The following is a 22,427-nucleotide window of genomic DNA, read 5'->3' as shown; positions in this document are numbered from 1 at the left end:
GCGCAAGGTTCGGGCCCGGCTCGCGCGCGTGTCACAGTGTCGGCGTGTCGCCGCGCGCACGGCTAGCGCCCTGACCGCTCAGTCGTCGCACGCGCATGCGACCGGGCCGCCGTCACGGTCCCGCCCTTCTCCGCATCCGTTCGGATACGAAAATCGCCTGCGTCACGCTTCCGCGCCTCCCGGTATCCGATCGGGTACGAAACGGCGCACCGGCTCCCCGGTTCGCCGCTCCGTTCCTGTACGGATACGAAATGATGCCCCGGCCGGCGAGTTGTGCAATACTGTTCCCGATCAGATACGAAGCACGGAGAACGTCATGTCGGAGTCCCAGTCCGTCGACACGATCGGCGCGCTCGCCCACCTCATCCGCGCGGCGCGGCTCCAGCAGGGGTTCACGCGCGACGAACTCGCGAACGCGACCGGGCTGTCGCCGAAATTCATCAGCCAGGTGGAAGGCGGAAAGCCGACCGCGCAAATCGGCAAGGTCATGCTGCTGCTCGGCGAACTGGGCGTGCGCCTGTACGCCGAGTCGTCGGTCGAGATTTCGGAAGCCACCGCGCTGAAGGCCGCGCAACGCCGCAGGAGCAGCCATGGCGGCTAGAACGCTGATCGCGTCCGCCAACGGCGTGCGCATGGGCACGCTGACCGACGACAAGGGCATCTGGTCGTTCGCGTACGACCCGCAATGGCTCGCGTCCCCGGCTGCCTATCCGCTGTCCCCGGCGTTCGCGCTGCGCGCCGGCCCCTACACCGACACGTCGACCGATCGCCCGGTCCAGTGGTTCTTCGACAACCTGCTGCCCGAGGAAGGCATGCGCACCTCGCTCGCGCGCGAGGCGAAGGTCGACGCCGCCGACGCGTGGGGCCTGCTCGCGTACTTCGGGCGCGAATCGGCCGGCGCGCTGACGCTGCTGGCCGACGGCGAACGGGAAGCGCCCGGCAGCCTGCAGCCGCTGCCGCTCGACGAGCTCGAGCGCCGGATCCGGGCGATGCCCGAGCGCGCGCTGACGGCCACCGCGCCCAAGCGCATGTCGGCGGCCGGCGCGCAGCAGAAGCTGCTGCTGGTGCTGCGCGGCGATGCACCCGACTACGCGCTGTACGAGCCGGTCGGCAGCGAGCCGTCGATGCACCTGCTCAAGCCGGACATGCGCGCGGCCGGCTACCCGCACTCGGCGATCAACGAATTCTTCTGCATGAAGCTCGCGCAGAAGATGGGGCTCGACGTGCCCGACGTGCACTTCCTGCGCGCGCCGTCCGCGTGTTACGTGATCGACCGGTTCGACCGCGACGTCGCGTCGGCGCCGGCCGCACGCGTGCATACGATCGACGCGATGCAGTTGCTCAACTACGACCGCGGCTTCAAGTACCAGCGCGCGAATGCGCAGGAGCTCGCCCGCGCGATCGAGCGCACCAGCACGCGCGCGCTGGCGCGCCTGTCGGTGTTCCGCTGGACCGTGTTCAACGTGGTGGTCGGCAATGCCGACGCGCACCTGAAGAACCTGTCGTTCTTCGTCGACGCGCGCGGCTACCGGCTCGCGCCGTTCTACGACATCGTCAGCACGGTCGTGTATCACACGCCGACGCACCGCCCCGACCATCGCGGCGATCACTGGCCGCACTGCGAATTGACGATGCCGCTCGGCAACGCGACGCGCTTTGTCGAGATCGATGCGGCCGCGCTGATCGCGTTCGGTCAGGCGCTCGGGCTCAGGGAGAAAGCGGCGGCAAGCGAACTGCAGCGCTTTCTCGAACCGCTCGATCGCCATGTCGCGCAGACGCTCGAGGAAGTTCGGGCAATCGCGCGCCCGGACGCCGGCGAGACGCGGCTGCTGAACTCGATCGCGGCGATGCCGATCGCGGAGATGGGGCGCGCGCTTCGGCCGACGCACGGTTGAGGACGGGCATGAAGCATGCACCTGGGCGCGCCGGTCCAGGTGGATCGCCAATCCGACGTCCGGCGTCGGTCGGGTGCCCCCATTCCGCGATCGTTGCCGCCGTGCCCGCCCCGCGCCGGCATGTCGGCAGACGCGAACCTGCGCCCGCCGTACGGCCGGGCGCCGAACCGATCGGTCAGCGGATCGGCGGCGTCGAACTCAGCTTCTCCGACAGCATCCGCTCGTACACGCCGAAGTGCAGATCGACCTCCTTTTGCGTGACCGGGGTGACCGTGATGTTGATCTGCTCGGGCAACAGGCCCAGCACGACCGCGACCGCGGCTTCAAGTTGCGGTGCACAAGCCTTGTCCTCCGCCATCGTCGTGCCGACCAGCACGTCGTAGGTCTTTTCCTGCCGGCAGACGATCTCGACGAGTCGCGCCCGCGCGCTCATGTTGTTGTCGATCGCGAGCCTGACGACCTCGGTCACGGTGCGCATCGTCTCGGTCGGAAAGCCCTTCGTCGAGCGCAGCCGGATACGATGCCTGCCCAGCGTAAGCCAGTCCGTATCGAATTCCATGGCGTCCTCCGCATGCAGTTCCAAGCCGCTGCGATGATAGGTTCCAGCACCGAAATTTCAAGTGCAAAAATCTGCCGCCGCCCCTTGAAATTTTCCGCAGAGTGCCTATCTTGAGTTTCGCTCAGGCAGACGCGCGAACCGTTTCATCCCGCGCGCTGCGTGTTTCGATTTGTTTGCCGGCAGTCCGGCAGGCGAACTGGAGCGCGTAGGCCCGTTCGCCTCCCGATTGCCATCCAGGAGGATACGATCATGAGCGATCTTTACTTCGGAACCGATCTCTTCAGCGAGTTCGACCGCCTGCAGCAGCAGATGGCGCAACTCTTCGGCGGCTTCCCGTCCAGCATCCGCGCGAGCCGGCTCGGCGCATTTCCTCAGATCAACATCGGCGCGACGGACGAGTCGATCGAGATCGTCGCCTTCGCCCCGGGCGTCAGCGCCGCCGAACTCGACGTATCGATCGACAAGGGCTTGCTGACCCTCAGCGGCGAACGCAAATCGACGCAACCCGACACTGAAAGCGAGACGCGTACGTACGCGCAGGAGCGCTTCGTCGGCGCCTTCCGGCGCGTCATCGAGCTGCCCGACACCGCCGATCCCGACAAGGTCCAGGCGCGCTACGAAAATGGCTGCCTGTCGATCAGTATCGGCAAGCGCGAGTCGTCCAAGCCACGCGCCATCACTGTCCAGTAACTCGAGGAGCCGATCATGAACGACATGACCAAACTGGCTGAACGCGCCCCGTCCGCAGTCACGCGTCGCGACGCGGAACAGGCCACGCGCCGGATCACCCTCACCCCGGCCGTCGACATCTACGAGAGCAACCAGGGCGTCACACTGTGGGCAGATCTGCCCGGCGTGACGAAGGACAAGCTGGACGTCAAGGTTCACGACAGCAGCCTCTCGATCGAGGCCGAGGCGGTGGTGCCGACGCCGGCAAATCTGCGCCTGCAGCATGCCGAGGTCCGGGAGCCGCACTTCGCGAGGACGTTCACGCTGTCACCGGACTTCGATACGTCGAAGATCGAGGCGAGCCTCCAGGACGGGGTGTTGAAGCTGACGATCCCGCGTCGCGACGAGGCTCGCCCACGGCGCATCGAAGTCAGGACCGGCTGACCCTGCGGCAACGGCGGGTCGGGAGCATGGGCGGCGGGGAAAACGCCGCCGCCCGTCGCGAACCAGGCGCGGGAGGCACCGGTTTCCGATGTCGCTCAGGAGTCCTGGAGAGGGCATGCGGTCCTTGTCCGCACCGTGCCCATGCGACGATCGCGACACGCACGTCCGCACCGGATGACTACATCGCCATCGTCCGGATCGAACGGAACGATGAGGTGTCGGCCGACCGGCATCCGCCGCGTTTCGGCGAGCGCTGGACAAGCGCGGCCGAAACGCAGCGCGATGCGCTCGAGTACGCGGTGCAACTGATCGATCGCGACATGCCCGGCGCAGCCGAGGCTCGGGGCACGCATGCTGCCCGAGGGGCCGGCCGCCACGCTCGAAACGGATTGAAGCTGAATCGGAGGATGCCATGAATACCGATCCGAAAAAGTGGAACCCCTTCAAGTTCCTTCGCGGAACTGCCCGCAAGTCCGACGCGGAAGGCCCGGAAAACCCGCCGTCAAGCGAACAGTGGCGGGCCGCGTGGCCCGACATTCCGCGACTGTTCTCACGTGAGCCGTGGCGTGCGGTGGAGGAATTCCTTCATGACCCGCTCGCAGGCCGTGGCGCGCTCGAACGATGGTTCGGCGACTTCAGTTCATCGCGCTTCCAGCCGCGCATCGACGTCGTCGATGAAGGACCGGTGCTGCGCGTGACCGCCGAACTGCCCGGAATGGCGCGCGAAGATCTGAAGGTGAGCGTCGAGGACGGGGCAATCGTGCTGCGCGGAGAGAAAAAGCAGGACGTACGCAGCGAGGAAAACGGCTGTTACCGGCTGGAGCGCGCCCACGGAAGCTTCATCCGCACGATCCCGATGCCGGACTACGCCGACCCCGATCGCACGTTGGCAAAGTTCGATAACGGTGTACTCACGTTGACCGTGCCAAAGTCGGAGCCGACGCAGACCGTGAGTCGCACGATCGAAATCCGCTAGGGCAAACACGAAAAGTGCCGTGGTGGCGGGCGGATATCGGACGAACCGGGCCGTTGGCTCAGTTGGTGGAGCGGCCGACTTTTTTGTCCGTTGGTCACTGGTTCGAATCCGGTACGGCCCGCATGAAACCGAACATCCGCTGCCACCCGACAAACGCGGCTTGCGATGGGCAACGAACGCACCGAAGCCATGGATGACGGTCAGCCAGCCGCTGTGGAAGTGTCGTGGCAGACATGCCCGAAGCGGGACACTCGCGACGCATATCGCACGGCGTCGTCCTTTGGACCCGGCTCGATCTCGCACCAGAATTCCTGATGACGGGCACCGAGACGGCGGGCCGCCTCGTAGCGATGAAAGTGACTGGCGAGCCAGAACCGGCACCCGTCGAAGAAGACCTTCATGGCCGGCCGCGCCGCGCGCATCGAACCACGGCGGATAGCGGTCATGGCTTCCTCCAGCGCTTCGTCGGCGAATGTTTGCGCGCCGCGCAGTGCATCATCGACCGAGAGTTGCAAGAACTTGAGGTAGTCCCTCCCGAGCACGCCGGCAGGAAGCCCCATCGACGAGCGGACAGGCGAACGCGGTTCATTGGCCATGACAATGTCCGATTCAGCGGGTTGGCAAGACGATCGGGACGCGGGTTGATGTCGCCGCATCCGGAGCCGGCCGGTCGGGCAAGTTCATTCGTCGGCCATGAGATGGCGGATGACCAGCGCCGGATCGGCGATATCCAGAATCAGCCGGCGCAGTATGCGCCTGCGCATGTGCTCTTCGTCGAGACTCCAGGGCGCGCCCTTGGCGCTGAGATAACGCGCGAGCGCGTCCCGGTTGTCTGCGCCTGCGGGCAAGTCGAGCCGGACGGCCAGCAGTCCCGCCACCACGTCGTCGAGCTCGATGTCGAGCGGCTTCGAGTCGATGCAAAGTTCGAGTTTCATGTCGGTCACCCGCAAAAAGCGGCGCCGCTTCAGCGGGGCAGCGCGCGGCGCCGAACGTGTTGCGCCGGCCGCGACTGTTGGCCGGCGCGTACGAGACCCGCTGCCCGGGTCAGTACTCGAGCGCCGGTTCGGCGGACTGCGCCGGCTTTTCGTCCTTCGGCGCGTCCGCAACCGTCGCGTCGGTCGTCAGGATCAGCCCGGCGATCGATGCGGCGTTCTGCAGCGCCGTACGCGTAACCTTGGTGGGATCGACCACACCCGCCTCGACCAGATCGCCATATTCTCCGGTGGCCGCGTTGTAGCCGAAGTTGCCCTTGCCTTCGAGCACCTTCGCGATGACCACCGAAGGCTCGTCCCCCGCGTTCGCGGCGATTACGCGCAGCGGCGCTTCGAGCGCGCGCAGCACGATCTGGACACCGGCGTCCTGGTCGCCGTTGGCGCCTGTCAGGCTCGCCACCATCGAACGGGCGCGCAGGAGCGCTACGCCACCACCCGGCACGATGCCTTCCTCGACCGCCGCGCGCGTGGCATGCAGCGCGTCGTCCACCCGGTCCTTCTTCTCCTTCATCTCGAGTTCGGTCGCCGCCCCGACCTTGATGACGGCCACCCCGCCCGCGAGTTTCGCGACGCGCTCCTGCAGTTTCTCGCGATCGTAGTCGCTCGTGGCTTCCTCGATTTGCGTGCGAATGGACTTCACGCGCGCTTCGATGCGCTTCTCGTCGCCCGCGCCGTCGATGATGATCGTGTCGTCCTTGCGCACCTCGACGCGCTTGGCACGGCCGAGATCCTCGAGTGCCGCCTTCTGCAGCTGCTTGCCGGTTTCTTCCGAGATGACGGTCGCACCAGTCAGGATGGCGATGTCCTCGAGCATGGCCTTGCGCCGGTCACCGAAACCGGGCGCCTTGACCGCCACCACCTTCAGGATGCCTCGCATCGCGTTGACCACGAGCGTGGCCAGCGCTTCGCCGTCGACGTCTTCCGCAACGATCAGCAGCGGCTTGCCTGCCTTGGAGGCCGCTTCGAGGATCGGCAGCAGATCCCGGATGTTCGAGATCTTCTTGTCGTGCAACAGGATCAGCGCGTCGTCCAGGTACGCGGCCTGCCGTTCCGGATCGTTGATGAAGTAGGGGCTGACGTAGCCGCGGTCGAACTGCATCCCTTCAACCACGTCCAGCTCGTTCTCGAGCGACTTGCCATCCTCGACCGTGATGACGCCTTCCTTGCCGACCTTCTCCATGGCGTCGGCGATGATCTTGCCGATGGTCTCGTCGGCGTTCGCCGAGACCGCCGCCACCTGTGCGATCTCCCTGTTGGTGGAAATCGGCTTCGACAGCTTGCGCAGTTCGTCGAGCACGGCGGCCACGGCCTTGTCGATGCCGCGCTTGAGATCCATCGGATTCATGCCGGCGGCGACGTGCTTCATGCCTTCCTGCACGATCGCCTGGGCGAGCACGGTTGCCGTGGTGGTACCGTCGCCGGCCACATCGGCGGTCTTCGAGGCGACTTGCTTGACGATCTGCGCCCCCATGTTTTCGAAGCGGTCCTTCAGTTCGATTTCCTTCGCGACCGACACGCCGTCCTTCGTGAGGGCAGGCGCGCCGAAGCCGCGCTCGATCAGCACATTTCGGCCTTTCGGCCCCAGCGTGACCTTCACGGCATCGGCGAGGACGTTCACGCCCTTGACGATACGGGCACGGGCGCTGTCGTGGAATTGGACGTCTTTTGCACTCATGTTGCTGCTCCGGATAGTAGTCGTTGACTCGACCCGTCGCGAACCGCCAGTCGGGTGTTCGCGACCGGCTCGGGATGTCAGGCGGCCTCACGCGAGGCGCCGACGTCGGCCTCGAGGAGGCCCATGACGTCTTCCTCGCGCATGACGAGAAGTTCCTCGCCATCGACCTTGACGGTCTGGCCCGCGTATTTGCCGAAGAGAACCTGGTCACCGACTTTCAACTGGAGCGCGCGCAGCGTTCCATCCTGCAGCAGCCGGCCGCTGCCGACTGCGACGACTTCGCCTTGTTCTGGTTTTTCTGCCGCGGAATCGGGTATCACGATGCCCGAAGCCGTCGTCCGCTGCGTCTCGATTCGCTTGACGATAACCCGGTCGTAGAGGGGACGAATCTGCATTTCCATCTCCTGAGCGATTAAAGGATCACCAATAAGGGAATCCGGCTGCGGGCACCGAGGCGCGTGGAACGCCGCCGTGCAGCCGAGCCAATGTCTGGCGGATTGCGAAATAGAGGCGGCCGTCGCGCGCTTCAAGGGGTGTGAAAACGGCTATTTGTAACAAATTGTGTCGGAGCGGCAGCGGAATGGGATTGCCCTGCCGAGGCGACGTACGGTGCGGCCGCGTCCCTCGCAGCGCCCGGAGCGAGCCCGGCAATGTGCAAGCGGGGGAATGGGCGATGCTGAATGGATAAGACAGGATAAGTATTCTTATCACAACGCATCTGTTTTTATTAAAAACTCGAACACGAACAAATACGCCGGGTCAATCGATCCCCTGCCCGCTCGCCCGTGTTTGCCTCACACGGCATGACGAAACGCGAAGGCACGCGAAGACACAAGAACACGGCAGACGTACGCGGCAAATCACGCGAGCGAAGCGCCGCTGCGGCGCGTCGCCCGCGCGCATGCCGCAATCGATTGGCCGTCGATATTCCGCGGCGGCCTCATCCGGTCGAAGCTCGGGCAGACCGCGCCGAACGCCCGATGCAACGCACGCGAGATTCAGCCGTGAAAGGCACCCCGCCTCACCCGGCAGTCGACTGAAGCGGCAATTCAGGGCCTTTGCAGGATGTCTGTCGCCTGCTCGGCGTCGGCCAGCGAGTCGAGCGCGAGATAGGCAATGAACTGCGAGCCGAGCACGGCGGCGGATACGCCGCGGAGATTGATCCCGCCGTCCGACAGTTTCTGGGTCAGCTCCGCGATGATCCCCATCTGGTCCAGCCCCATCACACGGATCGAGTGCAGGCTCGAGCTAGGACTGAACCCCGCCTGCGTGGCAGCACGGGTCTCCCGATCTCCCTGCAGCGGCGCGACGAATACCACCCCTTTGCCGGGTGCTTCCTGGGTGCGCCGGGCGACGATGAATTGCAAATCCGCGCCGGCATCCCGCAACGCGTTCAGCACGCGTGCAAGACCGCCCGGCTTGTCCTCGATGGTGGCCGCCCAGACGTCAACGCGTTCCACGAGCAGTTCCATGGCCCCTCCAGAAAGTCGGACCTCGATGAAGACAATCTATGTCGCGCATGACCGGCGAGCAAGGCCGCTTGTGCGAACGGCGGCATGCAGGTTCGCCTAGGAATCCGATGATTTCGCCGACGGGGGACGCAAGCCGAGCATGACCGCCTGCCGATGCCGCCATTGAAGCAGCGCGTCGCGGAACTCGTCGGATGATTGCCCGGACGTAACCCGCCATGCTCCGGATTGAAAGGATCTCGCGGCGCGCCAGAACGATCGGGCCTCGGGCCCGTCGTCGATGGGAGTAATGGGCAACTGGTACGTTCGATGCAGATACGACAGGAAGGCGAGACCGTAGCCGCGGCGCCTCATCGTCGGGAGAATTTCCAGTCGATGAACATATACCCGATCGGTTCGCGGCGCCAGGCTGTATGTCGCCGCGCCGACGATACCGCCGGATGCCGCGAGGATCGCGACTTCCCAACCCGAATGCGGCACACCGTCGATGCCCAGATCGATCGGCGTCGATTGAAAACGAATCACGGGAAGCCGGCGAAATTTGCGTCGCGCAAAAAGTAACCGCAGGTAGGAAAGCACGTTCAGCCTTTCGTCATGTCCGCAGCGGCACGCTTGCTCATCTTCGCGCGCCACCGCAATTCGCAGCCGCACCCTGGCGCGTTGACGCTTCCCCTGTCGAACGCAACCGCCCATGACATGAACGACCCGGCATGGATGTCCGGATCGACGCGACCGTGCGATTCGCGAGCGACGCCGGCCAGAACTATTTCCGGTTCTTCAGGAACGTCTGTCCGGCTGCCGTGATCGAGACGCTTCCGCGGCCGTTCGTCGGATAGCGCACGAACCCTGCGCCGATGAGCTCGCGGGTGATGGACCAGCCAAGTGCGGGTGTATCGCGACCGTAACGAATATCGGCAAGGCGCTCCAGCGCCCAGATCGCGGATGCCGAGATGGTCGGAACGGTCGAAGCTTGGTTATCGCTCATGGCGTCTCCAGGTGTTTGATCATGATCAAGGGTGCCGCATGTATCGGACTCAATCGGCAAGGCAGCACGCACTCAGGCGCGTCCAGTCGTAACGGGCGCCGACCTCGATGCGTACGGCGGCATCGACGAGGTCGATGCCGTGGTGGCCGCAGTGCCGATCCGCACGTTCGATGAGTGCCTCGAGCGACGGCAGCGGTGCGTCGCTCTTCCAGGCGAAGGCGATCACGTTGCCCGCACCGTCTTCCGCCGGTGCGATTGCGACGGAAGGGCCGAACGTCTCACGCAGCCTCGCGAGACACTCACCGAGTCGCGGATCGTCGCCGAGCAGATTGACGACGAGCACGCCGTCGTCGTTCAGTCGCGCGCGACAGGTATCGTAGAAGGCTGCGCTGCAGAGCTCGGACGGCGCACCATCCGCATTGAAACCATCCTGCAACAGCGCATCGAATGTGTGCGCGGTCGTCGACAGGTGCCGCGCCGCGTCCGCGCAGATGATCGCCAGTCGCGCGTCGTCGGGTGGAACGTGGAACCGGTCGCGAAGCGCGATCACTTCCGGATTGATTTCGATTGCCGTGAGACGGGTGTTCGGCAGGTTCCGATAGCAATACTTCACGAGCGAACCGCCGCCGAGCCCGATCAAGCCAACATGCGCGGGTTCCGGCTGAAACAGCAGGAACCCCATCATCGTGCGCGTATAGCCGAGTGCGAGCGCGTCCGGGGCCTCCCGCAGCATCGTGCTTTGCATGCCACGGCCGTCGAAGCACAGCGAGACGAGGTGCTCGTTTTCCACGACGATCGGCTTGTCGGCGATCTCGGCCGGGGAAGCCGCGCGCAGGCCCAGGAACGGAAAATCGACAGGCGGCACGTCGGTCAGCCCTCTTGAAGCAAGGGCAGGAGCGCACGTAGCGCCGCCTCTTCGTCCGGACCGCTTGCAAGGACTTGCGCGGATGCGCCGCGACGCACCTGCAGCGATGACATGGCCATGCCGTCCTTGGCATTCCCGCGCCGCCCATTGGCGATCAGCAGGATGTCGCTGTCGAAACGGCGCGCCGTGACCACGAGCGCATCGCGCACGGCGGTCGCACCGTTCCGGCTCCAGGCGGGACCTGCTTCGAAATAGACGACGGTTGCCATGTTCCTCGCGTGTGGCGTGAGATGAAGCTGGTATTCAGTGGGACGGGCCGATCCGGCAGGCCATCAGGAACGCCTGGAACTCGGTTTCCCATGCCGCGTCGCGCATGTCGATTTCGAAACCGACGAGACGCTGCATTGCGCCGCTCAGATACACGACACGGAGCACTCGAGGCGGCACGCCCTGCGCGAAACAGCAGCCATCCGCATCGAGCAGCAGGCGCGGATGGTGGCGCAAGCGCGCACTGGCCACCGAGATGGGATCCATCACATGCCGAGCCGATTCCCGCGGATAGACGAACGCCAGATGAATACCGGCTGCCGCGAGCCGCTCGCCCACATCATGGAAGCGGTGGACCATCTGGAAGCCGCGCTCGCCGCCGCGCCCGACGCCCACCACGACAAGCCCCCGGCTCCCCGCGACCTCCGGCAGGGATATGGGCCGCCGATCGGGCAACAGCAGCATCCCATCTAGATCGAACATGTCGGCTACCTCCGCGAATCCGCCCTCAATTCCGGCGATCGGCGGCAAGACTGGATTATAAGACAGCATTCATTGAATGTGTATTTCATTATAATGTTGTGTGCGCCCACCCCGTGGTCGGCCCGCCTGCGAGCCGACGGCACGGCGCCCGTTCCGGCGAGGCAGGCATCAGCCCGCTTTTGCCGCCGACCGGCTCGAATCCGTCCGATGGAAGCCGCGAACGGTGCCCCCGCCTGCCCGCGATGCGCAATGGAATACACCTGCCCGAACGGCACACTGCATCCGTGCGCGGACTGAGGTCATGAATGGTCAGGGGCGCCGGCATCGAATCCGCTGACGAATCGGCCAGGCGAGTCGTCAAGGACGCGAACGGCAATGCTGTCGGACGGCGGCGTGGTCGCGCGGATCAAGGATCTGCGCGTGAGGGGTCCATCGATCACGCTGAGAATGGGCGCCAAGGTAAAAAGCATCCGGATCGTCGGCGGCGATTACGAGATCGACGGCAAGACCGACGCGGGCAGCTTCGTGCTCGCGGCGTGCTTTCGCCGGGAAGCGTGACGCCGCACGCTTACCTACGGCGAACCCGCTTGTCGTTGCAGTTCGCTGCACGCGCTCCCCACCGACAACATATCTACCCGGATCGATCGGGCATGGAGCGCGGTTATCGGAATCTGCGCGGCGTGACCATCGACGCGATCGAAACCGATCCGGACGCGATCGCGCTACGCGATGTATTCAGGATTCCTGCAGACGATGCCCGATTCAAGGTGATCCGTGCGGATGGCACGAAGTACGTGACACGGAAGGATGCCCATACCGACCCTGGCATGCGCACGGCATGCGCACCGGGAAATCGACGTCCAGGCGGCTCGCGAACTCAGTCCGCGCTTCGCTTCACCCGTTTGCCGAGCGCGCTTTTCGTCTTGTAGCTCACGCCGTGTTGTTCGAGATACTCGCGAATCAGCTGCCGCACGACTTGCGACGGCGTCAGGTCCTGCTCCGCGCAGAGCATGTCGAACGCCTCTTTCTTGGCGGGATCGATCAGGATGGTCAAGCGTGCGGTTTTCGTTTCCATTGCAGGGCAGAGTCGGCGATATGCTAATTTAATTATAATGCATCGGCCCTTGCGTACCGCGCCCGAAAGCATTCGGCACGCGCGTGTGGCCCACGCTCGGCGAAAGCGCCCCAAGCAGGATCCGCCGCCGGCAACGCGCAGTCGGGTTTCGTTTCACCTTGTGCAGGCTCACGACCGGCGGTCAAGCCGATAGAGATAGTCGAGCACGTCGTCGACGACGGGCACGATCGCCAGCGTGACGAGTGCCGCGGCCAGCGGCACGGTCGACACGTAGCCGACATGCTTGAAGCCGATGGCGCCGGCCAGCCCCCCGACGAAGAACGACGCCAGCATCGTCGCGTGAATCCTGAGCTTCGCGCGGTTCGCGATCACCGTCTGCGCGTGCACGTCGGCACTTGAACGATTCCAGTAAAAGAGCTTGCCGAGTTCGATGCCGAGGTCCGTCACGATGCCCGTCATGTGCGTCGTGCGGATTTCCGCCCCCGACAGCTTGGTGATCATCGCGTTTTGCAGCCCCATGATGAAGCACAGCAGGATCACCGTGACCGGCATGAAGAACGCTTCCCACAGCGCGAGATGGCTGCCGAGCAGCCCGAACAGGAGCAGCAGCGCCGCTTCGACCAGCAGCGGCAGCACATACTGACTCTGCAGGCCGCGGCGGCGCCCCCAGTTGACGAGCACGGCCGAGCAGCCGGCACCCACCAGAAACGACGCGAGCGAACCCACCCCGGCCAGCACGAGCCGGATGTCGCCGAGCGCGGTCTGATCCGCGATCGCCGACACGATCCCGCTCATGTGCGACGTGTATTGCTTGACCGCGAGGAAACCGCCGGCATTGGTTGCGCCGGCGACGAAGGCAAGCGAAAACCCGAGCTGGCGGTTCGCGGCCGCGCTGCGGTGTTTTCCCGTCAGGCTTCGGAAGTACTGCGCTGGCATAGGATCTTCCCTCATTCGCCCGGATCGGGAGACAACGACGCCCCGGGCGGAGCCCGGCGCGCCGCGGCACACCGCCACGGTCGCCCGTTCCAGCCAGGGAGTCATGAGACTTTCATGATAACGGCATTATCATACCTTGTTATCCTGATTCGTCTTTCGGTGTCATAATGCGGGCAGGAACAGGCTGCGGAAGAAGCGGCCTTTCCATCACCTCGTCCAACCCGAGCGTACTGGAGACATTCCGGATGGCACCCGTGCCGGTCGTCCATTTCGTCCTGCTGGCCGTGGCCGCGTGGCTCGCGGTCGGCACGCTGGGGCTCGGGGCGCTGCGCCGCACGCGACTGGTTGCCCACGGCCTCTTTCCGCTCGGCGCACTGGTCGGGCTGCTCGTCGGCGCGGCGGGCCTCGCCGGCATCCTTGCCGAACCGTCTGCCGCGGTGCTGCCGATCGGGCTTCCCGGCCTGCCCTTTCATCTGCGTCTCGATCGCCTGTCCGGCTATTTCCTGTTCGTGCTCGGCCTCGTCAGCACGGGGATCGGCGCCTTTTCAGCCGGATATTTCCGCAAGGGCGAAGGATCCGCGCCCGGGCTGATCTGCTTCGAATACCACGTCTGCGTCGCAAGCATCGCGCTGGTGTTGATCGCCGACGACGCCTATGTATTCATGGTCGCCTGGGAGACGCTGACGCTGTCCGCGACGTTTCTCGTCATGACCAACCACCGGATCGGCGAGATCCGCCGGGCCGGTTACCTGTATTTCCTGATCTCGCACGTCGGCGCGCTGGCGCTGCTGCTCTGCTTCGGCATTCTGCAGGCGCGCACCGGCGACTACACCTTCGCCAACCTGCGCGCGCAGTCGCTGGATGCCTTGCCCGCGTCGTTCGCCTTCCTGTTCGCGCTCGTCGGGTTCGGCGCAAAGGCGGGGATCTTCCCGCTGCATGTGTGGCTGCCGGAGGCGCACCCCGCGGCGCCGTCGCCGGTCTCGGCGCTCCTCAGCGGATTCGTGCTGAAAGTCGGCCTGTACGGCCTGCTGCGCGTGCTGTTCGACCTGTTGCACGTGCAGATTGCGTGGTGGGGCGTGCTGCTGCTCATGCTGGGGCTCGGCACCGCGCTGCTCGGCGTGGTGTTCAGCACCATCCAGGTCGACATGAAGCGCCTGCTCGCCTATTCGTCGATCGACAACGTCGGCCTGATGCTCGTCGCGCTCGGTCTCGCGGTGCTGTTTCGCGCGTACGGGATGACGAGCCTGTCGGCGCTCGCGCTGACCGCGATGCTCTACCAGATCGTTGCGCATGCGGCGTTCAAGAGCCTGCTGTTCCTGGGCACGGGCGCCGTGCTCCACGCCACCGGCGAGCGCAACCTCGGCAGGCTCGGCGGACTGATCCGCTTCATGCCGTGGACCGCGTGGGCCGTGCTCGCGGGCGTCGCGGCCAGCGCGGGCCTGCCGCCGCTCAGCGGTTTCGTGGCCGAGTGGCTGCTGCTGCAGGGCTTTCTGTTCGCGCCGCGGTTGCCGGATTCGGTGCTCGCGATGACGGTGCCGATCGCCGCCGCGCTGATCGCGATGTCGGCCGCGCTGGCCGGCTACACGATGGTCAAGTTCTTCGGCATCGTGTTCCTCGGGCAACCGAGAGAAGCGAAGCTGAACCGCGCCCGCGACGCGAACGCGTGGGAACGGCTCGCGTTCTGCTGGTTCGCGGCCGCCAGCGTGCTGCTCGGGCTGATGCCCGCCCAGTTCGTCAAGCTGCTGGATCGCGTCACGCACACGCTGGTCGGCGCCGGCGTCGGCGCGGACAATCATGGCTGGCTGCTGTTCGCGCCCGTGTCGGCCGCTCGCGCGAGCTACATGCCGGCGGCGTTCATGCTGTTCTTCATCGCCTGCTGCGGGCTCGCGTGGGTGCTGGTGCGGCGTTTCTATCACGGCCGGCTGCGCCGCGCGGCCCCGTGGGGCTGCGGCTTCCCGTTCACGACCGCGCGCATGCAGGATACGGCGGAAGGATTCGGGCAGCCGATCCGCGAAATCTTCGCACCGCTGCTGCACATCGAGCGGCAATTGCCGTCGCCGTTCGACACCCAGCCGGCCTACCGGGTGTCGGTGACCGATCGCACCTGGTCCGCGCTCTACGCGCGCATCGCGGCGCTCACGCAACGCGCCGCCGACTGGGCGGGCCGCCTGCAGACGGGCAAGATCGCGGTTTACCTGACCTACAGTTTCGTCGTGCTGATCGTGCTGCTGATGTTGGTGAGACGATGGTAACCCTGTCCGGCGTCATCTCGCAGACTCTCGAAATCGTGATAGCGATCGCGGCCGCGCCATTGCTCACGGGGTGGGTCAACCAATGCCGCGCCTGGCTTCAGAACCGGCGCGCGCCGTCCATCTGGCAGCCGTACCGGATGCTCCACAAGCTGTTCAACAAGGAATCGGTCATCGCGCACGGCGCGAGCCCCGTGTTCCGTGGCGCGCCCTATGTCGTCTGGGCCGCCATGACGCTAGCGTGCGCAATCGTGCCGACCCTGTCGACCGAGTTGCCGCTGTCGCCCGCCGCCGATGCGATCGCGCTTGTCGGCCTGTTCGCGCTCGCGCGCGTCGCGCTGTCGCTCGCGGCGATGGACGTCGGCACGGCGTTCGGCACGCTCGGCGCGCGCCGCGAAATGCTGATCGGCTTCCTCGCGGAGCCGGCATTGCTGATGGTGCTCCTGTCGGCCTCGCTGATTACGCAGTCGACGCTGCTGACGAGCATCGTCGCGACGCTCGGCCGCGGCGAGCTCACGATCTATCCGAGCCTGGCGTTCGCCGGCATCGCGTTCACGCTGGTCGCGCTGGCCGAAAATGCGCGGCTGCCGGTCGACAATCCGACCACCCACCTCGAGCTCACGATGATCCACGAGGCGCTGATCCTCGAATATTCGGGGCGGCACCTTGCGTTGATGGAATGGGCGGCAAGCCTCAAGCTGTTCGCGTATTCGTGCATCGGTCTCGCGTTGTTCGTGCCCTGGGGCATCGCGAATGCGGGCGATCCGGTCGCGCTGCTGCTGGCGGTGCCGGTGCTCTTCATCAAGCTGACGGCAGGCGGTGTCGCGCTCGCCGTGGTCGAAACGGCCAACGCGAAGATGCGCATCTTCCGGGTACCGGAATTCCTGGCCACGGCCTTCCTGCTGGCCGTGATCGGCATGCTCGTCCACCTGCTGCTGGGGGCATGAATGCACGCCTACGCGACACAACTGATCAATTTCCTCGCGGCCGTGCTGCTGATGCTGTCGTTCGCGATGCTGAGCCAGCGCCGGATCCTGTCACTGATCCATCTCTATACGCTGCAGGGCGTCGCGCTCGTGTCGGCGAACCTGATCCTCGGCTTCGTCACGGCCGACGTGCACCTGTATGTGTCCGCCGGGCTGACGCTCGTGCTGAAGGTCGGCGTGATTCCGTGGTTCCTGTATCGGCTCGTGCGCAGGCTCGACGTCAAGACCGACGTCGAACCGCTCATCAACATCCCGACCACGCTGCTGATCGGCATCGTCCTCGTGATCGTCGCGTTCAACGTCGCCGCGCCGATCAGCCAGCTCGCGACCTCGGTCGCGCGCGGCACGCTCGGCATTGCGCTCGCGTGCGTGCTGCTGTCGTTCATGGCGATGATCACGCGCGCCAAGGCCATTCCACAGGTGATCGGCTTCCTGTCGATGGAAAACGGGCTGTTCTTCGCGGCGGCGGCCGCGACCAACGGCATGCCGATGATCGTCGAGCTCGGCATCGGGCTCGACGTGCTGATCGGCATCCTGATTCTTGGCGTCTTCATGTTCCAGATTCGCGAGCAGTTCGACAGCCTGGACATCCATCACCTCGAGAAACTCAAAGATGAATGACGCCCACGTCGTGCTCGCCGTGCTCGGGCTGCCGCTCGCGGGCGCCGCGTGCCTCGCCTGCGTGCGGCCGAGCCGGGTCGCGCGCCATCTGAACGTCGGCTTCAGCCTCCTGACGTTCGCGGCGACGCTGGTGCTTGCCGCGCGCACCGTCGAGCACGGCCCGTCGTTCGCATTCGGACGCGCGTTTTTCGTCGATCCGCTCAATGTCTATCTCGTTGCGCTCACGGCGTTCGTCGGCTGGACGACGTCGCTGTTTTCCCGGCCCTACATGCAGATCGAGGAAGCCCGCGGCCGGATGACGGCCGCGCGGATGCGGCTCTATCACAGCATGTATCAGCTCTTCATGTTCGCGATGCTGCTCGCGCTGCTGACCGACAACGTCGGCGTGCTCTGGGTCGCCATGGAAGCCGCCACGCTCGCCACCGTGTTGCTCGTCAGCGTCTACCGAACCGCCGCGAGCCTCGAAGCCGCATGGAAGTACTTCATCCTGTGCGGCGTGGGCATCGCCCAGGCGCTGTTCGGCACGATCCTGCTGTACCTCGCCGCGAGCCGGCAGCTCACCGACGGCGACGCGCTGCTGTGGACGAGCCTGGCCGCCGTCAGGACGCAGCTCGACCCGACGATCGTGTCGATCGCCTTCGTGTTTCTGCTGGTCGGCTACGGGACCAAGGTCGGCCTCGTGCCGATGCACAGCTGGCTGCCGGACGCGCACGCCGAAGGTCCGACGCCGATTTCGGCGGTGCTGTCCGGCCTGCTGCTGAACGTCGCGCTGTACGCGGTGCTGCGCTGCAAGGTGCTGGCCGACGGCGCGCTCGGCAATGGCCTGCCGGGGCGGCTGCTGGTCGGGTTCGGGCTCGTGTCGGTCCTGATCGCGTCGTTCTCGCTGTTCCGGCAGAAGGACGTGAAGCGCCTGTTCTCGTACTCGTCGATCGAGCATATGGGCTTGATGACGTTCGCATTCGGGCTCGGCGGCCCGATCGCGACGTTCGCCGGGCTGCTGCACATGACGGTCCATTCCCTCGTCAAGTCGGCGATCTTCTTCGCGGTCGGCCATGCCGCGCAGAAGGCCGGCACGCAGGCGATCGACGGCATTCGCGGGCTGCTGCAGGTCAGCCCGACGGTCGGCTGGGCCATGATGCTCGGCACGCTTGCGATTCTCGGCCTGCCGCCGTTCGGCGTGTTCGCGAGCGAATTCCTGATCCTGACGACGGCCATGAACACGCTCCCGTGGACCGCGCCGTTGCTGCTGCTCGGGCTCGCCGTCGCGTTCGCGGCGATCTTCGCGCGCGTGCAGCGGATGGTGTTCGGCGAAACGACGACGGCGACGCCGCTCGAACACCGGCCGGCGCTGCTGCCGGTGTTCGTGCATCTGGGACTCGGCCTGATGCTGGGCCTGTACGTACCGCCTTACCTGGCCATGTGGTACCGCCAGGCGGCGACGATGCTGGCGGGGTGAACGATGCGACTCGACTTGATTCAGGCGGACGGCTCGACGCGCCTGCGGCACGCGGCAGGCCAGGTTCCGGCTGCCGTGGTTGACGTGGACGAACCGCGCTGGCTCGACATCGCGCATGCCGCGCGGAGCGAACGAAGCCGGCTCGTCGCGATGTGGGGCGGCGAAACGCGCGCGCGCGTATTTTCGGTCAATGCGGCGTACGAATGCGACGACGGCGTCCTGTGGGTGCGTCTCGCGACCGGGCCGGAACCGCGGGCCGACGGCGACTATCCCGATCTCGCGGGCGTGTTTCCCGCCGCGACGCGGATGCAGCGCGCCATTTTCGACCTGACCGGCCTGCGCGCGCGCGATGCGCGCGACACGCGCCCGTGGCTCAATCACGGCAACTGGCCCGACGACTACTTTCCGCTGCAGAAGCAGGCAACCGGCATCGAGCGATTCGAATCGAACGAAGCGGATTACCCGTTCGTGCAGGTTGCCGGCGACGGCGTGCATGAAATCGCGGTCGGGCCGATTCACGCCGGCATCATCGAGCCGGGCCATTTCCGGTTTTCCGTCGTCGGCGAGAAGGTGCTGCGGCTCGAGGAACGGCTCGGCTATGTACATCGCGGCGTCGAGCGGCTGTTCGAACGGACGGCCGCATCGAACGGCCATCGCGTTGCGGGCCGGATCGCCGGCGACTCGACCGTCGCGTTCTCGTGGGCCTATTGCATGGCGCTCGAACAGGCATGCGGCACGGCCGTGCCGGCGCGTGCGCTGGTGCTGCGCGCCCTCCTGCTCGAGCGCGAGCGCATCGCCAATCACCTCGGCGACCTCGGCGCGCTCGGCAACGATGCCGGATTCGCGTTCGGTCTCGCGCAGTTCTCGCGGCTCAAGGAGAACTGGATCCGGACCAACGGCGGCGTCTTCGGGCATCGCTACCTGATGGACCGGATCGTGCCGGGCGGGCTGGCCGTCGACATCGATCCGGAAGACGCGGCGATCCTCACCGAACAGTGCGAACGCATTGCACGCGACGTGCACGTGATGCGCAAGATCTACGAGGACCAGTCCGGGCTGCAGGACCGGTTTCTCGGCACCGGCCGCCTGAATGCCGACGTCGTCGCGCATTTCGGCGTGCGCGGCATGGCCGCCCGCGCCAGCGGCCAGACCTTCGACGTGCGCGCGAACCTGCGGCCGGCCCCGTACCACGACCTGGCCGTCCAGGCGGCCAGCGATGCGCGCGGCGACGTTGCGGCGCGGGTCGCCGTGCGGTTTGCCGAAATCGACGAATCACTGCGCCTGATGACCGACCTGCTCGCGAATCTTCCGGAGGGGCCGATCGCCGCCGCCGTCATGCCCGCGGCGGCGCCATCCGCGGGCATCGGCTGGGTGGAGGGCTGGCGCGGCGACGTGTTCGTCGCGCTCGAGACGGCATCGGGCGATGCCATCGCGCGCTGCCATTGCCACGATCCGTCCTGGCAGAACTGGCCGGCGCTCGAGCACGCGATCATCGGCAACATCGTTCCCGATTTCCCGCTGATCAACAAGTCGTTCAACCTGAACTACGCGGGGCACGATCTCTGATGTGGCAACTCATCCGTCAATTCGCGCGCACCGACTTTCCCGACGAACCCGTGCCGACCACCGAAGCCGCGTGGCGACACGAGGCGCAGCAGATTCGTCAGGACATACTCGACCTCCTCGGCCGCGCCTTGTGCATCCGGCAGATCGACGCGGGTTCGTGCAATGGTTGCGAGCTGGAGATCCACGCGCTGAACAACCCGTACTACAACATCGAAGGGCTCGGGATCAAATTCGTCGCCAGCCCGCGCCATGCGGACCTGCTGCTCGTGACCGGCCCCGTCACGCTGAACATGAAGGCCGCCGTGCTTGCCGCGTACGACGCCACGCCGGCGCCGAAACTCGTCGTCGCGGCCGGCGAGTGCGCATGCACGGGCGGCATCTTTGCCGACAGCTATGCGGTGTGCGGCCCCGTTTCGTCGGTCCTGCCCGTCGACGTGACCATCCCCGGATGCCCGCCCCCTCCGGTCGATTTGCTGCGCGGCATCCTGACCGCCTGCCGATCACGCGGAGCCTGAAGCGGATGCCCGCGGCAATCCTTCAGGCGGCCGATGAGGCGCGGATATCCGGATCCATGACGTCGTCTCGTTCGAACGCAAGCCGGCCCCGGCGCACAGCCACCGAACGATCCGCGTGCAAACGGAAACGCGATGCTCACGCGCGTCGCGACGCGCGGTATCGGTATCCCTGCAACTTTTATTGAGACGAAGGAAAACTGTATGACTGAAAAAGGTAAAGACCAGATCGTTCGTGCGTTCCGCGCGGTCTTCCTGGCGTTTCTCGGCGTCAACAAACGAAAGAATCTCGAAGCGGATGCCACGCAACTCAACCCGTTCGCGGTAGTCATTGCCGCGTTCGTTGCGCTTGGCGCATTCATTGCGCTGCTGCTGATCGTCGTTCATCTGGTCGTGGGTTGACGGTTCGCCGCCACGAATGCGCGGGTTCGCCACGGCAACGCACCGGCCAGGTCGCGCGCATGCCCGATCGCTACGGCGTGAAGATCGGCAGGCCCGGTGCGATCGGGTCGCCCGGGTCGCCCGGGTCGATCGGCCGGTTCTCCCGTATCGCATCGACGATCCAGGTCATCGGCGCCGACCGCGCCGGTCGACGCGCGACCGGATGCCGCACATCACCGCCCGATCGGCAGCCCAGTCGGTTCGATCCACCCGAGCCGGTATGCGATCAGCAGCGACAGGAACAGCGTGATCGACAACCCGACGCGCGCCGCCAGCGACCACGCCATCCGCTTGCTTCCGCCGCGGTCGTGATTCATGAAATACAACGCGAAAACCAGGCTTCCGATAATCATCACGAAAGCCGCCGAAACCAGCGCAATCTTCATTGTTTGTGTTCCTCCAGACCCGAATCGGTCTTCAGCAGTTCGGCCAGCCTTTGCCGCTCGGCAGCGACGTCGGCGACGCCCGACGCCGGCCAGTCCAGCGCCACGCCATTACCCAGCGAATCGCGCACGAGCGTCTGGTAATGGCGGTCGCTGATCCGGCCCTGCTCCATCGCTTCCGATATCTCATGCCGAAACGGTAGCGGAAAGCTCGCGTATCCGCGCGACAGCGCGGCATATTGCCGCGCGTCGATCTCTTTCGACGACGGCACGACGGCCCACACCACGACGGCCACGATGGCTGCAAACGGAATCGCCGTATAGCGGAGAACGAACTTGATCGGGGTCATGAGGCGGATATCGGAGTGGCGTGTAGCGGAGTGGCGTGTAGTAATGGCGAAGCAACGGCCAGGCAGCGCCGCGGTGACGGCCCGCACGGGCCGCATGGAAACGGAAGCGGCCGGCGCCCATCGCGCAAACGCCGGCGCCGCTTGGGCAGCCCGGCGCCGGCAGCCACGTCCGACATTGTACTTAAAGCCCCATACGGCCAACAGAGCATGATAATCCGGTTATCATGTTTGCTGCGTGATCGACGATCCGTTCTCATCGCGCGAATGCCGGCGTCGCGAGTTCGCTCGCACACCACAATCGCGCATTCGGACAGAGCAGCGAAAACGGATGGATTATAATTTGATTAACATATCGACCGCGCCCGCCTCACGATGGAAACGAAAACCGCCCGCCTGACCGTCCTGATCGACCCCGCGAAGAAAGAAGCGTTCGACCTGCTCTGCGCGGAGCAGGATCTCACGCCGTCGCAAGTCGTGCGTCAGTTGATCCGCGAGTATCTCGACAAACACGGCGTCACGTACAAGACGAAGAGCACGCTCGGCAAGCGGGTGAAGTAAGCCCGGCCGAACCCG

At 65.6% G+C, this 22,427-nt stretch carries 28 protein-coding genes, 1 tRNA gene and 1 pseudogene; 15 read left to right on the top strand and 15 right to left on the bottom strand.

What is annotated here, in order from left to right; genetic code table 11:
• Positions 1–316: 316 nt before the first annotated feature.
• Both DID99_RS04800 and DID99_RS04795 read left to right on the top strand, forming a co-directional pair.
• Positions 317–601 (top strand): helix-turn-helix domain-containing protein, encoded by a 285-nt coding sequence (locus DID99_RS04800; RefSeq protein ID WP_044843467.1) that lies wholly within the window; start codon positions 317–319, stop codon positions 599–601.
• Entirely contained in the window at positions 591–1,895 is a 1,305-nt protein-coding gene (locus DID99_RS04795) for a HipA domain-containing protein (RefSeq protein WP_044843466.1), read from the top strand. Before DID99_RS04800 ends, DID99_RS04795 begins: the two co-directional genes overlap by 11 nt.
• A 175-nt stretch (positions 1,896–2,070) precedes the next feature.
• On the opposite strand, the gene DID99_RS04790 is transcribed toward DID99_RS04795, so the two are convergent.
• Positions 2,071–2,454, bottom strand: a complete 384-nt coding sequence (locus DID99_RS04790; protein ID WP_124519732.1) for a hypothetical protein — start codon at positions 2,452–2,454, stop codon at positions 2,071–2,073.
• 249 nt (positions 2,455–2,703) lie between these two features.
• Here DID99_RS04790 and DID99_RS04785 point away from each other — a divergent pair, with 249 nt between their 5' ends.
• From DID99_RS04785 to DID99_RS04765, 4 genes are all read left to right on the top strand, one after another.
• Entirely contained in the window at positions 2,704–3,144 is a 441-nt protein-coding gene (locus tag DID99_RS04785) for an Hsp20/alpha crystallin family protein (RefSeq protein ID WP_124528629.1), read from the top strand.
• A 15-nt stretch (positions 3,145–3,159) separates the two neighbouring features.
• The gene (locus tag DID99_RS04780; RefSeq protein ID WP_124570350.1) at positions 3,160–3,567 is read left to right on the top strand and encodes an Hsp20/alpha crystallin family protein; all 408 of its coding nucleotides are present in this window, start codon (positions 3,160–3,162) and stop codon (positions 3,565–3,567) included.
• A gap of 412 nt (positions 3,568–3,979) precedes the next feature.
• Positions 3,980–4,543 carry an Hsp20/alpha crystallin family protein gene (locus DID99_RS04770; protein WP_044843462.1) on the top strand — a complete coding sequence of 188 codons (564 nt, stop codon included), beginning with the start codon at positions 3,980–3,982 and terminating at the stop codon, positions 4,541–4,543.
• A gap of 47 nt (positions 4,544–4,590) precedes the next feature.
• Positions 4,591–4,664, top strand: a tRNA-OTHER gene (locus DID99_RS04765).
• 79 nt (positions 4,665–4,743) lie between these two features.
• Here DID99_RS04765 and DID99_RS04760 read toward each other — a convergent pair.
• The 10 genes from DID99_RS04760 to DID99_RS04715 form a co-directional block, all read right to left on the bottom strand.
• Positions 4,744–5,139 (bottom strand): hypothetical protein, encoded by a 396-nt coding sequence (locus DID99_RS04760; protein WP_124519728.1) that lies wholly within the window; start codon positions 5,137–5,139, stop codon positions 4,744–4,746.
• Positions 5,140–5,223: 84 nt separating this feature from the next.
• The gene (locus DID99_RS04755) at positions 5,224–5,478 is read right to left on the bottom strand and encodes a hypothetical protein (RefSeq protein ID WP_124485851.1); all 255 of its coding nucleotides are present in this window, start codon (positions 5,476–5,478) and stop codon (positions 5,224–5,226) included.
• Positions 5,479–5,587: 109 nt separating this feature from the next.
• A complete protein-coding gene (gene groL / locus DID99_RS04750) occupies positions 5,588–7,210 on the bottom strand; it encodes a chaperonin GroEL (protein WP_124666186.1) in 1,623 nt (540 codons plus the stop codon).
• A gap of 77 nt (positions 7,211–7,287) precedes the next feature.
• Entirely contained in the window at positions 7,288–7,605 is a 318-nt protein-coding gene (gene groES, locus DID99_RS04745; RefSeq protein ID WP_124485849.1) for a co-chaperone GroES, read from the bottom strand.
• 654 nt (positions 7,606–8,259) lie between these two features.
• Positions 8,260–8,682 carry an ACT domain-containing protein gene (locus DID99_RS04740; RefSeq protein WP_124528639.1) on the bottom strand — a complete coding sequence of 141 codons (423 nt, stop codon included), beginning with the start codon at positions 8,680–8,682 and terminating at the stop codon, positions 8,260–8,262.
• Positions 8,683–8,778: 96 nt separating this feature from the next.
• Entirely contained in the window at positions 8,779–9,258 is a 480-nt protein-coding gene (locus DID99_RS37740; protein WP_260426156.1) for a hypothetical protein, read from the bottom strand.
• Positions 9,259–9,442: 184 nt separating this feature from the next.
• A complete protein-coding gene (locus DID99_RS04730; protein WP_124485847.1) occupies positions 9,443–9,664 on the bottom strand; it encodes a hypothetical protein in 222 nt (73 codons plus the stop codon).
• Between the two features lie 49 nt (positions 9,665–9,713).
• Entirely contained in the window at positions 9,714–10,529 is an 816-nt protein-coding gene (locus tag DID99_RS04725; RefSeq protein WP_124666185.1) for a fused MFS/spermidine synthase, read from the bottom strand.
• A 5-nt stretch (positions 10,530–10,534) separates the two neighbouring features.
• Positions 10,535–10,798 carry an HPr family phosphocarrier protein gene (locus DID99_RS04720; protein WP_044843459.1) on the bottom strand — a complete coding sequence of 88 codons (264 nt, stop codon included), beginning with the start codon at positions 10,796–10,798 and terminating at the stop codon, positions 10,535–10,537.
• 34 nt (positions 10,799–10,832) lie between these two features.
• Positions 10,833–11,279 (bottom strand): hypothetical protein, encoded by a 447-nt coding sequence (locus DID99_RS04715; protein ID WP_124666184.1) that lies wholly within the window; start codon positions 11,277–11,279, stop codon positions 10,833–10,835.
• 207 nt (positions 11,280–11,486) lie between these two features.
• On the opposite strand from DID99_RS04715, the pseudogene DID99_RS04710 reads away from it, so the two are divergent.
• Positions 11,487–11,837 (top strand): annotated as a pseudogene (locus tag DID99_RS04710) (zinc ribbon domain-containing protein YjdM).
• A 319-nt stretch (positions 11,838–12,156) separates the two neighbouring features.
• On the opposite strand, the gene DID99_RS04700 reads toward DID99_RS04710, so the two are convergent.
• Positions 12,157–12,354: a ribbon-helix-helix protein, CopG family gene (locus DID99_RS04700; RefSeq protein WP_044843458.1), complete on the bottom strand. Its 198-nt coding sequence runs from the start codon at positions 12,352–12,354 to the stop codon at positions 12,157–12,159.
• Positions 12,355–12,522: 168 nt separating this feature from the next.
• On the bottom strand, positions 12,523–13,290 hold the full coding sequence (locus DID99_RS04695; RefSeq protein ID WP_044843457.1) for a YoaK family protein: 768 nt from the start codon (positions 13,288–13,290) through the stop codon (positions 12,523–12,525).
• Positions 13,291–13,535: 245 nt separating this feature from the next.
• Here DID99_RS04695 and hyfB point away from each other — a divergent pair, with 245 nt between their 5' ends.
• The 7 genes from hyfB to DID99_RS04660 all read left to right on the top strand — a co-directional run bounded on the left by hyfB (position 13,536) and on the right by DID99_RS04660 (position 21,082).
• Complete coding sequence (gene hyfB, locus DID99_RS04690; protein WP_124666183.1) at positions 13,536–15,542, top strand: hydrogenase 4 subunit B; 2,007 nt, start codon at positions 13,536–13,538, stop codon at positions 15,540–15,542.
• Positions 15,536–16,486, top strand: a complete 951-nt coding sequence (locus tag DID99_RS04685) for a respiratory chain complex I subunit 1 family protein (RefSeq protein WP_044843455.1) — start codon at positions 15,536–15,538, stop codon at positions 16,484–16,486. Before hyfB ends, DID99_RS04685 begins: the two co-directional genes overlap by 7 nt.
• On the top strand, positions 16,487–17,146 hold the full coding sequence (locus DID99_RS04680) for a formate hydrogenlyase (RefSeq protein WP_044843454.1): 660 nt from the start codon (positions 16,487–16,489) through the stop codon (positions 17,144–17,146). It begins immediately after the preceding gene.
• Positions 17,139–18,602, top strand: a complete 1,464-nt coding sequence (locus tag DID99_RS04675) for a hydrogenase 4 subunit F (RefSeq protein ID WP_124666182.1) — start codon at positions 17,139–17,141, stop codon at positions 18,600–18,602. The genes DID99_RS04680 and DID99_RS04675 overlap by 8 nt, the downstream gene beginning before the upstream one ends.
• Before the next feature lie 3 nt (positions 18,603–18,605).
• Positions 18,606–20,168: an NADH-quinone oxidoreductase subunit C gene (locus DID99_RS04670; protein WP_124570343.1), complete on the top strand. Its 1,563-nt coding sequence runs from the start codon at positions 18,606–18,608 to the stop codon at positions 20,166–20,168.
• On the top strand, positions 20,168–20,683 hold the full coding sequence (locus tag DID99_RS04665) for an NADH-quinone oxidoreductase subunit B family protein (protein WP_124666181.1): 516 nt from the start codon (positions 20,168–20,170) through the stop codon (positions 20,681–20,683). The genes DID99_RS04670 and DID99_RS04665 overlap by 1 nt, the downstream gene beginning before the upstream one ends.
• Before the next feature lie 201 nt (positions 20,684–20,884).
• Positions 20,885–21,082 (top strand): DUF2970 domain-containing protein, encoded by a 198-nt coding sequence (locus tag DID99_RS04660; RefSeq protein WP_044843450.1) that lies wholly within the window; start codon positions 20,885–20,887, stop codon positions 21,080–21,082.
• A 212-nt stretch (positions 21,083–21,294) separates the two neighbouring features.
• Here DID99_RS04660 and DID99_RS04655 read toward each other — a convergent pair whose 3' ends face one another.
• Both DID99_RS04655 and DID99_RS04650 read right to left on the bottom strand, forming a co-directional pair.
• Positions 21,295–21,507, bottom strand: coding sequence for a DUF2909 domain-containing protein (locus DID99_RS04655; RefSeq protein WP_044843449.1), 213 nt, complete (start codon positions 21,505–21,507; stop codon positions 21,295–21,297).
• A complete protein-coding gene (locus DID99_RS04650; RefSeq protein WP_044843448.1) occupies positions 21,504–21,854 on the bottom strand; it encodes a hypothetical protein in 351 nt (116 codons plus the stop codon). The genes DID99_RS04655 and DID99_RS04650 overlap by 4 nt, the downstream gene beginning before the upstream one ends.
• 372 nt (positions 21,855–22,226) lie before the next feature.
• Between DID99_RS04650 and DID99_RS04645 the strand changes: the two genes are divergently transcribed.
• Positions 22,227–22,412 (top strand): ribbon-helix-helix protein, CopG family, encoded by a 186-nt coding sequence (locus DID99_RS04645; protein WP_044843447.1) that lies wholly within the window; start codon positions 22,227–22,229, stop codon positions 22,410–22,412.
• Positions 22,413–22,427: the final 15 nt, after the last annotated feature.

It is taken from the genome of Burkholderia sp. Bp8986 (assembly GCF_003854225.1).
Classification (GTDB): domain Bacteria; phylum Pseudomonadota; class Gammaproteobacteria; order Burkholderiales; family Burkholderiaceae; genus Burkholderia.
This window is presented reverse-complemented; position numbering and strand designations above follow the sequence as displayed.

Coding starts and splice junctions, on each gene's coding strand:
- DID99_RS04800 (WP_044843467.1), top strand. CDS start 317: ATGTCGGAGTCCCAGTCCGTCGACACGATCGGCGCGCTCGCCCACCTC.
- DID99_RS04795 (WP_044843466.1), top strand. CDS start 591: ATGGCGGCTAGAACGCTGATCGCGTCCGCCAACGGCGTGCGCATGGGC.
- DID99_RS04790 (WP_124519732.1), bottom strand. CDS start 2,454: ATGGAATTCGATACGGACTGGCTTACGCTGGGCAGGCATCGTATCCGG.
- DID99_RS04785 (WP_124528629.1), top strand. CDS start 2,704: ATGAGCGATCTTTACTTCGGAACCGATCTCTTCAGCGAGTTCGACCGC.
- DID99_RS04780 (WP_124570350.1), top strand. CDS start 3,160: ATGAACGACATGACCAAACTGGCTGAACGCGCCCCGTCCGCAGTCACG.
- DID99_RS04770 (WP_044843462.1), top strand. CDS start 3,980: ATGAATACCGATCCGAAAAAGTGGAACCCCTTCAAGTTCCTTCGCGGA.
- DID99_RS04760 (WP_124519728.1), bottom strand. CDS start 5,139: ATGGCCAATGAACCGCGTTCGCCTGTCCGCTCGTCGATGGGGCTTCCT.
- DID99_RS04755 (WP_124485851.1), bottom strand. CDS start 5,478: ATGAAACTCGAACTTTGCATCGACTCGAAGCCGCTCGACATCGAGCTC.
- groL (WP_124666186.1), bottom strand. CDS start 7,210: ATGAGTGCAAAAGACGTCCAATTCCACGACAGCGCCCGTGCCCGTATC.
- groES (WP_124485849.1), bottom strand. CDS start 7,605: ATGCAGATTCGTCCCCTCTACGACCGGGTTATCGTCAAGCGAATCGAG.
- DID99_RS04740 (WP_124528639.1), bottom strand. CDS start 8,682: ATGGAACTGCTCGTGGAACGCGTTGACGTCTGGGCGGCCACCATCGAG.
- DID99_RS04730 (WP_124485847.1), bottom strand. CDS start 9,664: ATGAGCGATAACCAAGCTTCGACCGTTCCGACCATCTCGGCATCCGCG.
- DID99_RS04720 (WP_044843459.1), bottom strand. CDS start 10,798: ATGGCAACCGTCGTCTATTTCGAAGCAGGTCCCGCCTGGAGCCGGAAC.
- DID99_RS04715 (WP_124666184.1), bottom strand. CDS start 11,279: ATGTTCGATCTAGATGGGATGCTGCTGTTGCCCGATCGGCGGCCCATA.
- DID99_RS04700 (WP_044843458.1), bottom strand. CDS start 12,354: ATGGAAACGAAAACCGCACGCTTGACCATCCTGATCGATCCCGCCAAG.
- DID99_RS04695 (WP_044843457.1), bottom strand. CDS start 13,290: ATGCCAGCGCAGTACTTCCGAAGCCTGACGGGAAAACACCGCAGCGCG.
- hyfB (WP_124666183.1), top strand. CDS start 13,536: ATGGCACCCGTGCCGGTCGTCCATTTCGTCCTGCTGGCCGTGGCCGCG.
- DID99_RS04685 (WP_044843455.1), top strand. CDS start 15,536: ATGGTAACCCTGTCCGGCGTCATCTCGCAGACTCTCGAAATCGTGATA.
- DID99_RS04680 (WP_044843454.1), top strand. CDS start 16,487: ATGCACGCCTACGCGACACAACTGATCAATTTCCTCGCGGCCGTGCTG.
- DID99_RS04675 (WP_124666182.1), top strand. CDS start 17,139: ATGAATGACGCCCACGTCGTGCTCGCCGTGCTCGGGCTGCCGCTCGCG.
- DID99_RS04670 (WP_124570343.1), top strand. CDS start 18,606: ATGCGACTCGACTTGATTCAGGCGGACGGCTCGACGCGCCTGCGGCAC.
- DID99_RS04665 (WP_124666181.1), top strand. CDS start 20,168: ATGTGGCAACTCATCCGTCAATTCGCGCGCACCGACTTTCCCGACGAA.
- DID99_RS04660 (WP_044843450.1), top strand. CDS start 20,885: ATGACTGAAAAAGGTAAAGACCAGATCGTTCGTGCGTTCCGCGCGGTC.
- DID99_RS04655 (WP_044843449.1), bottom strand. CDS start 21,507: ATGAAGATTGCGCTGGTTTCGGCGGCTTTCGTGATGATTATCGGAAGC.
- DID99_RS04650 (WP_044843448.1), bottom strand. CDS start 21,854: ATGACCCCGATCAAGTTCGTTCTCCGCTATACGGCGATTCCGTTTGCA.
- DID99_RS04645 (WP_044843447.1), top strand. CDS start 22,227: ATGGAAACGAAAACCGCCCGCCTGACCGTCCTGATCGACCCCGCGAAG.